Genomic DNA, 11,068 nt, shown 5'->3' with positions numbered 1-11,068 from the left:
CGGAACGCATACTTACATCGAGGTGTCTTGAGTAATGGAGAGTAGACCACAAGCTCGTAGCACCGTAGGCACGATGTATTGGTACTTGTTAGGCTTTTTATTGCTAAAGAGGCCATACCTTTCTAGTTTTTAAAAAACTATCATCAACAGTGTAACTATAAAAGTATTCATTTAGGCCCAAAAAAGCATCTATATCATGTTGATAGCAAGCGATAAGAGAGAGCTCAGATAAAACCGTTGCAAGCCAGCGAGCGATAGCTAAAGAATGATACCTTCCCCACTTTTGCACAATGACATTTTGGCCAGTCCGTATAGAGGCCGACTTAACGTCTTGCATAGTATCCCCGCTCTCGTTTGTATGTATTACCATCGTAAACGATGAAATCATAGTATCGATTAACTCAGCGCTACCTTCAACACGCCTTTGAGCGGCCTTACCGTAATAATGCTTTTCTAGTATGCATCCAGCTACCTCGCCCCACCATTTATTAATAGGTTCATCACCGGTTAAATTGGGGTTGTCTAATGAAGAAAAATTTGCGTACCGACCTCGTCGGGCATCAGCAAATGAATCTAAACATTCAAGTATCTTTTGGGGAATTTCTTGTGTAGGACGTGAATATCTCAGCGACAGTTGCATTTTTTCGGAAATATTTTCAACCTCGTTGGTCAAATCAATTAATTTGTGACCAAATTTTCTCACAACTTGCTCGTTAGGCATTCTTCCTCGATTCTCAATAGCATAATGCGTAACCAGTATTAACTTTGAAAGCCTTTCTAACCCAACTGAAAGTCCAAAGAACGCAGTGTAATATTCGCCCAGCTTATCTGCGTAATTGGCCCTACCTATAGCCGTTGCGCCTGATCCAATGAGATGCCTGACTAATGATGCTTCTCGACCCAGAGCACGCCATTCAGGTACTTCCCATTGGTTTCTACTCACTTTTTTATTTTCCTTTTATCATGAATTGAGGATTAATTGAGCCTAACGCAAAGCGCTCGGGCGACGAGCAGTGCAGCGGGTTGCTGTCCCAGCGGCTGCAAGTGATGTGCTTTGACCTGCTCCCATAAATTAACATATTGCAATGTAAGCAACGTCCGCTTCTGGCACGGAGCGGACATCTACAATAGCTAAGGTCAGCTATGAGCAATTTGCGAACGTTAACGTTTAAAGCAGCGAGCGGCAAAGCAGTCCAATTGACTTGTTTTGTTATGTGCCGAACTCATTGTGCGCTCTGAGTATCCGGTGTGCCCGTCTAATTGTTCGCTAACTATTGTAACCCATTAAGATATATAGAATTGATAAATAGCCTAATTTAGGGGCCTTGGCTGCGTGGCACTGTAGGCCCAAGGCCATTTGCGGGCGATATCAATAGCTTCTTTGATACAGATTACAATGAAAGGCCCTATGCATAGACGACAAGACGCTCTCCCAGGCTAACAAGCAAAATGATCATCGGGAGTTAAATGCCGACCGAGAAACATATTTCCCCCAGCTCCGCAACAGTATCGTATAGAGGGGTACCAATGAGCCCAGCGGGTCTTGAACAATCACAGAATCCTCGATGTATACAGGCTAGCTGACATCATGAAAGCGATAAATCCGCCCATTCTCGTTCACCTCTGCCACCTTTCTCAAAGCCTCCGTTGGTGACAAACCGAACTTTCGGGTTAACACAACGAACAGATGATAGAACTCGGATTTCAAATCCGCGGCGAAGATCCCCGGATCATCAGATCCAAGACAAATAGACATAGGAACATCACCTTCAATCGCCTCACCCGGCAAGCCCATCCAACGAAAAATATGATGCTCGCTGACATCTCGATACTGACTGATACGGGTATTGCTGGTCGGAGGGCATTCTATCGCAATGTTTCGGTCTGCCATTTTTGCCATTACAGCTTGTTGTAATGCAACAACCGCTTCATCCGGCAAATATTCCAGGGCAACTTCAACATATTCAGAACGCTGCTTTCTCACATTGTCAGATGTAAGCCATTGCTTATACAACTTCAGCGGCCTTTTCATGCCCGCCGTTTTCGCCAACTCTCTGGCGCGCTCGTACTCTTCCAACCAGAGGGATTTGGGTTTTAATGACCCATTTAGCTCACCCAGCAGGCCTTCCGATTCCGCCAACACCCCCCGCATTTCAAATACCTGATCCAGGGTGGTAATCGAGACTTCTTCTTCCAGCGAAAACACCTTATGGGCCAAACGAACAGCTTCAATCGCTGCATCACTGGCGTAACGCAGCAGTTCCGAATGACTTCGAAGTTCCCGCCAGATAAACACCAAATCGAGCAATCGCGTCTCTTTGGTCATGGACAAAGACAATGGCAAAGAGCGTTTCCAGATGTCAGGTGTGATGCCAATCGCCGTGCAGTGACCAAGACGGTCGCCATTACGCAATGGCAAAAATCTCAAGGCATCATCAATGGATCGAATACCACTGATCAGATGCGGAAAGTCCTCGCCAACATGATAGGTAAAATGAGCAATACCTGATTTGGCTAGCACCCGGAACAAGGGGCCAAACAACTCCGGTGGCGCGTGCATCTCATTAGCTGCGGCATCCACTCCTCGAATCCAGCCTGTCAGGCGCGGTTCATACTTCAGCATGTCCATCAGAATAGCTGCCTGATTCTTCAGGTCCTTGAATAGTAATGCGTAAGGATAGACCTCACCATTTTTTGGCTTTCTTTTGATAAAGTGCGGCACTAGCGCCAGCTCTGCACACTTGCCATGAGGTTCAACCAGTTCGAGATTATCTAGCACTTGCGACATAGTCAGCGGCTTATCATGCACCCATTCCAGAGACATATGAGCACTCAGGTATTCCCAATACCCTCTTAACATACTGAAGAGCAGTTTTTGCATTTTGCTGGGGTCGCTCTTCGGAGCAAAACGTCCTTCCAGATAACGCACCTGAGAATACACACCAGCACCATGGGCATGTTTAAAACGAGACAAATAAGATTTCTCGGTTTCCTCCCTCAGCTCTGTCATGGTGTAATTCTGGAACTGATCAAAACCGAAAAAATCGTCTCGCTGAACCAGTAAGGTCAGGTACTGATTTTGAATCAGAAGGTAAATCCAAAGCAGTCGTTCCAATCCTTCGGGCGCACCATTCCGCCATTTTTCGAACAAGCCGATTAGCCAGCAAAATTCAGATTCCTGACTGTATTTGTCGTCAGTTGGCCAAACCGTCGCAAACCCATACTCCTGGTCATGATGGAGAATTGTGCTATCCGCCAACTGCTGCGGGTTCTGCATTGATACGATCCACTCTGGCAGCTCCACGCCCTGAGCGACCCGACAAAGAATTTCGCGAATATTGCTGGCGATCTGCAAACGGTCCTTGAAGATTTCAGGCGTTAGAGAGGGGTCAATCTGAGCGCAAAGTTGTTTCATCTCTTGAGATGCCCAGCCCTTCTCGAAATCTCTGACGCTCACTTCTGGGTGCTTGAGTGCATCCAGCCAACACTCTTCCGCACTGGTACTGCCATTCAGATGTTGGTGAGTTTCGTGTAAGTGTTCACGGGTAATGTAGTCCTCAACCGTCGGGTGATATGGATATAAAGGCCAGCGAAAGCTATATTCCTGACTGGCAGGCCAAGAGTTAAATACCTGATGACACGCCATAATTGGCAGGCACGACACTCGGCTCATCAGCGTTTGCCATTCCGAGAACAAAGGTAGGTCGATTTTGGGGCCACCTTTCTCGTTTTTAATAAACTTTTCAGCTATCTGGCGTAAGGTTGCTACTGGGCCGAGTTTCATATTCCGCTGTTTGATTTGTTGCACTAAAGATGACCAAGCCGATTTGGCGACATGATCAGGCAAACTACGCCCCCGTTCGTATTGAGCAAGGAACACAGATGACTCCACCCGCTCATCAAGTGATACCTCATCCAAAGAGACGGTACTCAGCCTATGCAACAGTACTGTTGAGTTAAGAAGAAACCTTTCCATACCCAATCCTTATACGAAGACCATTATTATTTTTCTACGCCGTCACTTAATGAAGGCAACTTGGTTTTCCTAGCTGGCGTAGCCTTATTGTATGATGCTCCGACGATTGTGGAGGAATTCAGCGATGTTATAGTGTTTTGAAACGTCTGTTGTTTAATGCTTCTTTTTCGATTATCATTTTCAGATAAATACTTCCATTCTTCTTCAGAAAGTAATTTGTCGCCAACAATTTCACCAATCAGTTCAAGGAAATTTGCTTCCTTGCTCAGTGCTTTGGCTGAACAATTAATCCCTCCTACAGGAAAAATGAACGGATGTAGAATTGGACAGCTAATTAATAAGAAAAACAATGGATGGGTATCTTTCCATGTTTTCTTATCCGCTTTCAATTCTTCATTCATTACATTTATCTTTTTCTCAAACTCATCAACCGAAGTAACTGGATTTAGTCTTAACCCTTCACCGATATATTCTCTATCACTAACAGAATGATAAAAGCTCTCTTCAACCAATACCGCATGAAGAAAAGCCAAAACATTAAAACGCATAATTTTCGCAGCATTTGATTGACTGGCCATTAGTCCATTCTCTGCATTATTATAGAGCCTGGTTTTATGCTGATCAGCCACATTATTAAGGTTAAAATAGAACCGAGTCCATACTTTACCAATCAAAAGTGCCGACGGACGAATTTCATTCTCAATTTCGTTTACTTTATCAAGCCATTGCTCAACTTTAGTAATGGCATCAGAAAATTCCGTTGTATCATCCTGCTGACTGTCATCAGTTACGCCATCATCCTTGGGATCAAGGTCAACATCCAAAACAGCAGCATCGTTATCCGCACTTTTACTTGAGCCTTTCATTTCTGCACGAGCAGCGGCCTCGCTCCATGGGGGAACAATACATGTTGTCTGAGCTATAACTTTATTAAAAGCATTAGTAATGGCAGGCCTTTCACGACGGCATGTAGAGATATCTGCAATAGCACCAATCAGATTAAAAACACTACTGAAATCCATAAGGTTATTTGAAGCTACCGTACTCAAGGAAGCCGCCATTGCGGCTTTTGCCAAGCCATTCTCAGTATCAATGTTAAATTTTTTGTAACCCTCGGGCATGTTTTGGCGTGATTTACGATTTAACTGCACCATGCCAAGAAAAACGCCAACCTTTTCATCATTAGGGTTGTTTGCAACCACCGCACAACATCGATTAGCCCAATGTGAGGCGCTTTCAATTCTGCCAACAGACATATAAGCTAAATATTCACTAACAAGCTGTTCGAATTTTTCTTTATCATTTTCAGCCTGTGCTAACTCGGTCACAAATTGGTTGAATATGCTGACAGAACCACAACCAACCAAAAGCATCTGTAGGAACTTTGACAGGCTGCCTTGACAGTTTTCACTTACCTGAGACGCTAAATAAATAGAGCAATTTCTTAATGCTTCACTTTCAGACTGAGGCCGAAAATAAAATCCGGTATTAAAATCACGATCCTGCTTTACATAGGTAAATATATCCTTACAGAGCGAATCCATACCAAACCGATGTTGTTCATAATTTAACCCAGCGCGATAAATGCTGCTTAGCATCGAACCATATAAGGCATTTCTAAGTAAATTCGGAACTGATAACTCATCAGGTCTTTCATTGCTGCCTTGTTTACCATCATGTTTTACCGATGTAGCATGATATTTTTTGGTATAGAAATCCTGAAGCACCTGCATCAACAACCGCACTGGCTGCTTCAGCAGTTCATTCACATACATGTCTGCATCAGAGCCCTCTCTCAAATTAAGGCCTTCCCTAACAGCATCGCCAATCGCTTGCCGGACATCTATGGCATCAATATCCTGCATGTCAAGCTCGGTTTTCACCTTGATCTTCTCTTTACCGACTTTTCCCTTTTCGCCGACCAGTTGCAACATGGTTTTCAGTTGAATACGCTTTTGTACCGGAAAAAGTTTTAATAAATATTGCTGTTCAAGGTGTTCAACCATATAGCCCCGCTCTGCTAAGCGGGCGCTCTCTTTTTCCTGATCGAGCAAAGTTTTGCTGTAATTTTCGTATTGCTTACCGCGAATCAATTGCGAATATAGGCGCAAGTCACCTGTCGCCACCACCAACAATTTCTGGCTATTAAAGAATTTACGAATAGATTCAAGTACATCCCACCCAGCTTCAAACTGAGTATCAATATCATCAAACGAGATCAAAATGGCCTTGCAGCCGAGAATTTCACACGCACGTTCAACCAGCTTCTCAAAGATTTCTGACAAATCCTGGCCACCAATGGAGTAATCAAGCTGGGCATCCAGCTTCAAAGCATCACTGAAATATTCCGGCTTATATTCCTTGTCTGTGAGCAGATGTAAACCACGCTGGAGCTGCGCAAGGTGATTCTGCCATTGTTCTTTTTGTGTTTTATGGTCATTTGACGACCAGCATCCTTTTAACTTGTCGGACACCATTTTATTCAGACGGGCAGTCACAGTGACCAAAATGGGTTCATGACGCGGCAACTTGGTAGGGTCGATGGTCGGCAAACACTTGATGCTGACTTTGACATCACCTTTGTCACTGTTCAGAGATTTGACCACGCTATTGATAAAAGTGGTTTTACCCGCACCGCGAGTACCATCCACAAAAAATACATTACGGCCGGACTCATCAATAAACCGTGTTAGCCCAGCAGACTTATCTGTGTCAGTAGGGGTAACCGAGTTTCGGATACTCTCGACTAACTGATCACGCAGAGATTTCTGAATGAGATCATCTTCTTTGGTACTGCCCGGAAGATTGGGCGCAAACAAGTTGATGATGATTTTTCCCTCGGTCGTTTCAGTCTGTACGCTGTCTGTCATGTCCATATCGATCCATTTATTTTGATTTTTTGCCAGCCTGAGCATCAGAACTGATGCTTTAAATTTCCACTGCATTGATTTATGCAATGCTCAATGCCCTTAGCTTCAATCAGTTCGTTGGGGGGCGCTTCGCCACGATCCATCCTACAAAACTACCTGGAGCGCTGGTAAAACTGACCACCTCATTCACTGCCCCCATCCTCGCGACTGAACGGTTTGTTTTGTCGAGCAGACATTACTACGCGGAGTGTGGGGCCGAGGGTAACGCATAACATGCTCATATTGTGTCGGCACACCTTCACTAGTTCTAACAGATAATATACTAGCGTTAAATTATTGATAAATATTAACTACAATCAATTACTACTCCTGTTACCAAAAACGTGCTGGTATATTATTACTTTTTTCTAGCCATTTATTTTTAGGTTAGTCTACGCTAAGTGCCTAAATTATCGCGCTTTACCTTCTTCAGCAACAAATAAGAGTTGCCTGTTTATTTGCTCAAAGCGAGCCTGTTTTATGGCGAAACTAAACAACTCTTAGTATTCATCCACATGAACAACCAATGTCCGCTCCTGGCACAAAGCCGACTGCCAGAAATGCCCCCAGAATAGCAAAGTCCCCCAGTAACTTAGTACTGCTTCCCCCTAAATCAGCAACTTCACCCGATCATAAATCAGTCGATCCTCGAGCCGCGCGGAGCGGGCATGCTGGCGCAGGGTGCGGATCAGGTTATCAATCAACGCATGGGCCGCGGTGCTAAGGATGCTGTTGCGCCGGGTGACAATATTCAGCCGCGCCAGGTCACAGCCTTCCTGTAGCGCCAGCGGCTGCAGGCGTCCGGCAAACTGCGGTAGCCCGAGCAACGGTGCCGGGCACCAGGTGCACATGTCTGCCGATTCCACCATCGCCTGTAGCATACCGAGGGAATGCGCATGAATAATGCGGTTCGGATCGAGTTGAGCGCCGTGTCGGCTGAACAGTTGATGGATTAATTCGTCATAATTGTCTGGGGTGTAATTCAGCACCCAGTCCTGCTCAAGCAACTGGTGGATGGAGGTGCTTTGGCCCAACGGATGCCCGTGGCGCACCATTACCGCCGTTTCATAATCCAGCAACGGCTCGCAATGAAACTCCTGTGGTGCCATCGAGGCCGGAAGCGGCGTGATGGCAAAATCCATCGTGCCCTCTCGCAGTTGGGATTGTGCGTTGGCCATCAGGCTTTCAAACAGCTCCAGTTTCACGCTGGGCATCTTTTTGCGAAAGGCCACCACGGCCGCCGGTAACACCGTCAGCATCAGCCATGGCGTGATAGCCACCTTCACCTGCTCTTGCGCCAACCCGCGCAGGCCCGCCATTTCGTTGCTGGCCTGTTCCAGTTGGTTCAGCACCAGCCGGGCGTGTGCCAGCAGCGTTTTTCCGTAAGGCGTAAAGCCCAGTCCAACCGGTGTGCGGATCAGCAATGGCAGTTCCTGCTGCTGTTCCAGCTCGCGCAGGGCCCGCGTGACCGCCGCCTGTGAAAGCCCCAGCTGTCGTGCGGCGGCGCGGATGCTGCCACCGTCGGCACTGGCGACCAAAGCCTGTAACTGATGTAGTTTCATCATGCCCCCTGACAATCAAAGGTTGTCAGCATAACCGAACGACGGCTCCCCGGGCAAAAGGTTGTTTGTTAGTCTCCGAAGTACCTTGTTCCCGGTTATTGATTGCATCGGGAACCGAATACTCCCGTTGGAAACCCTGATGACCCATTCGCTGGTTTTACCTGAAATAGCCGCTGTTCAGCACGAAATGGTCGCCATTCGTCGCCATATTCATGCTCATCCCGAATTGGGATTTAACGAATTCGCCACCAGCGATTTGGTGGCAAAACTGCTGTCCGAATGGGGTTATCAGGTCACGCGCCATATAGGACAAACCGGGGTTGTCGCCACGCTGCAACGCGGTGTGGGGAAATCGCTTGGCTTGCGCGCCGATATGGACGCGCTGCCTATTGAAGAAACCAGCGAATTGCCCTATGCCAGCACCCATAGCGGCGTGATGCACGCCTGCGGTCATGATGGCCACACCACCATGCTGCTGGCGGCGGCGTGTTATCTGGCGCAGCGGTCTGACTTTACCGGTACTTTGCACCTGATTTTTCAGCCAGCGGAAGAAGGCGGCGGCGGTGCCCGAGTGATGATGGAAGACGGGTTGTTCGAGCGCTTTCCCTGCGATGCGGTGTTCGCCATGCACAACGTGCCCGGCTTCCCGGTCGGCCAGTTGGGCTTTGCCAGCGGCCCCTTCATGTGCTCGGCTGATACCGTCAACATCACCCTGCATGGCCACGGCGGCCACGGCGCGGTGCCGCAGCATACCGTTGATCCGGTGGTGGTCTGTGCCGCCATCGTGATGAGCCTGCAGACCATCGTATCCAGAAATATCGATCCGCAGGAAACGGCGATTGTGACCGTGGGCGCGATCCAGGCCGGTCTTGCAAGCAATGTCATCCCCTCTACCGCCACCATGTCGCTGAGCGTGCGCGCGCTGAATGCCGATGTCCGTCAACGGCTGGAAGACCGCATTACGGCACTGGTGGGAGCGCAGGCCGTCAGCTTTGGTGCCCGGGCAGAGATTGATTACCAACAGGGTTATCCGGTGCTGGTTAACCACGCGGCAGAAACTGAGTTGGCACGTTCGGTCGCGCTGGAATGGGCCGGTGAAAGCCGGGTTATCGCCAACCTGCGCCCGATTACCGCCAGTGAAGACTTCGCTTTTATGCTGGAGAAATGCCCCGGCAGTTATATCTCGATTGGTAACGGGGAAAGCACGCCCGGGAATTCGCTGCATAACGCCGGTTACGATTTTAACGACGAGTGTTTGCCGATTGGCGCCACTTATTGGGTCAAGCTGGTTGAACGCTTCCTGGCTTAATGCATTAATTAATCCACTCCGCTGAGGAAATGACATGAAAAAAACGATGGGTTTGGTTTTATTGTTGCCGTTAACGTTAAGTTTTTCGGCCCTTGGCGGTGAGTTTAGCGGCAAGGTGATTAAGCTGGGCATCGATCCCACCTTCCCGCCGCTGGAATACAAAACGGCGCAAGGAGCCCTGACCGGGTTCGGTGTGGATATCGCTCAGGCGCTGTGCGATGAAATGCAGGCCAAATGCGTGTGGGTCGAAAGCAGTTGGGATGGGATGATCCCGGGGTTGCAGGCAAAAAAGTTTGACGCTATCGCCTCCTCAATGACAATTACGCCGCAGCGCGAAAAGCAGATCTCCTTCTCGAGCAAGGTGTCTAACGCCCCGGCACGCCTGGTGGCACGCAAAGGCAGCGATCTGCAGCCCACGGCGGCTGCGTTAAAAGGCAAATCGATTGGCGTGCAGCAAGGCTCCAGCCAGGAAGCTTATGCGAACGCACTGTGGCGACCGGCCGGTGTCAACGTCGTTGCCTACCAGAGCCAACAGGAAGTGAATGAGGATCTGGCCAACGGCCGGTTGGACGCTTCGCTGCTGGCCAGCGTCAGCGCCAGTGAATTCTTCAAAACGCCCGGCGGCAAGGACTTCGCCTTTACCGGTGCGGAACTGAACGACAGCAAATATTTTGGCATTGGCGATGGTATTGGCGTGCGTAAAGAGGACAGTGCATTACTTGATGCCTTCAACGCGGCGCTGAAAGCCATTATCGCCAACGGCACCTACAAGAAGGTGAACGATAAATACTTCGATTTTGATATGTACGGTAAAGGGGAATAACTGAGGGACTGATTAAAAGGGCCAGGCGAGTGCCTGGCCCAATAAAAACGGTTACTTCACTTCGCCCATAGCCTTCAGCTTTTTGGACAGTTCGCGACGTTCTTTAGACAGATCGGCATTTTTGATGATGTAGTCATCAACGCGATCTTCATAGTCGCTGCGCATGTTGGCAATGATGCCCTGAACATCTTCAATGCTCATGCCCGGCTTGATGTACTCACTCAGGTTATCGAGCAACAGCACACGCTTCTGGTTGTCGCGGACTTTCTTCTCGTTGTCGACAATTTCACGCTGCAGCTTATTTTTACGTCGGAACATACGCACAAACTCCAGAACGTCCTGGAAACTCGGCTTATTTGCATTATCCATCTTCATACCCTTGCTTTAGTAATACACAGATTCATTTGCTTACGGCCACAATGAGACCAAGATACAGGTTTGTGGCGCTCAGACACAACACTCATCGCCCTATCTTACTCACTTTAGCGC

General features: G+C 48.0%; 7 protein-coding genes. 2 read left to right on the top strand and 5 right to left on the bottom strand.

The window, feature by feature from the left end:
- Window positions 1-103: 103 nt before the first annotated feature.
- From BEI65_RS13350 to BEI65_RS13335, 4 genes are all read right to left on the bottom strand, one after another.
- Window positions 104-943 (bottom strand): hypothetical protein, encoded by an 840-nt coding sequence (locus tag BEI65_RS13350; protein ID WP_099063755.1) that lies wholly within the window; start codon window positions 941-943, stop codon window positions 104-106.
- 633 nt (window positions 944-1,576) lie between these two features.
- Entirely contained in the window at window positions 1,577-3,976 is a 2,400-nt protein-coding gene (locus BEI65_RS13345; protein ID WP_099063754.1) for an adenosine deaminase, read from the bottom strand.
- 26 nt (window positions 3,977-4,002) lie between these two features.
- A complete protein-coding gene (locus BEI65_RS13340; protein WP_232519093.1) occupies window positions 4,003-6,921 on the bottom strand; it encodes an archaeal ATPase in 2,919 nt (972 codons plus the stop codon).
- A 572-nt stretch (window positions 6,922-7,493) separates the two neighbouring features.
- Window positions 7,494-8,447 (bottom strand): LysR substrate-binding domain-containing protein, encoded by a 954-nt coding sequence (locus BEI65_RS13335; protein ID WP_099063753.1) that lies wholly within the window; start codon window positions 8,445-8,447, stop codon window positions 7,494-7,496.
- Window positions 8,448-8,586: 139 nt separating this feature from the next.
- Here BEI65_RS13335 and BEI65_RS13330 point away from each other — a divergent pair, with 139 nt between their 5' ends.
- Both BEI65_RS13330 and BEI65_RS13325 read left to right on the top strand, forming a co-directional pair.
- On the top strand, window positions 8,587-9,756 hold the full coding sequence (locus BEI65_RS13330; protein ID WP_099063752.1) for a M20 aminoacylase family protein: 1,170 nt from the start codon (window positions 8,587-8,589) through the stop codon (window positions 9,754-9,756).
- Between the two features lie 34 nt (window positions 9,757-9,790).
- Window positions 9,791-10,579 (top strand): ABC transporter substrate-binding protein, encoded by a 789-nt coding sequence (locus BEI65_RS13325; RefSeq protein ID WP_099063751.1) that lies wholly within the window; start codon window positions 9,791-9,793, stop codon window positions 10,577-10,579.
- Between the two features lie 51 nt (window positions 10,580-10,630).
- Here BEI65_RS13325 and tmaR read toward each other — a convergent pair whose 3' ends face one another.
- The gene (gene tmaR / locus BEI65_RS13320) at window positions 10,631-10,948 is read right to left on the bottom strand and encodes a PTS system regulator TmaR (RefSeq protein ID WP_020827737.1); all 318 of its coding nucleotides are present in this window, start codon (window positions 10,946-10,948) and stop codon (window positions 10,631-10,633) included.
- Between the last annotated feature and the right edge of the window lie 120 nt (window positions 10,949-11,068).

Source organism: Serratia sp. BW106, assembly GCF_002607755.1.
In the GTDB taxonomy this organism is placed as follows: domain Bacteria; phylum Pseudomonadota; class Gammaproteobacteria; order Enterobacterales; family Enterobacteriaceae; genus Serratia; species Serratia proteamaculans.
Note: the sequence above shows the minus strand (reverse complement) of the source record. Positions and strands in the feature narration are given on the sequence as shown.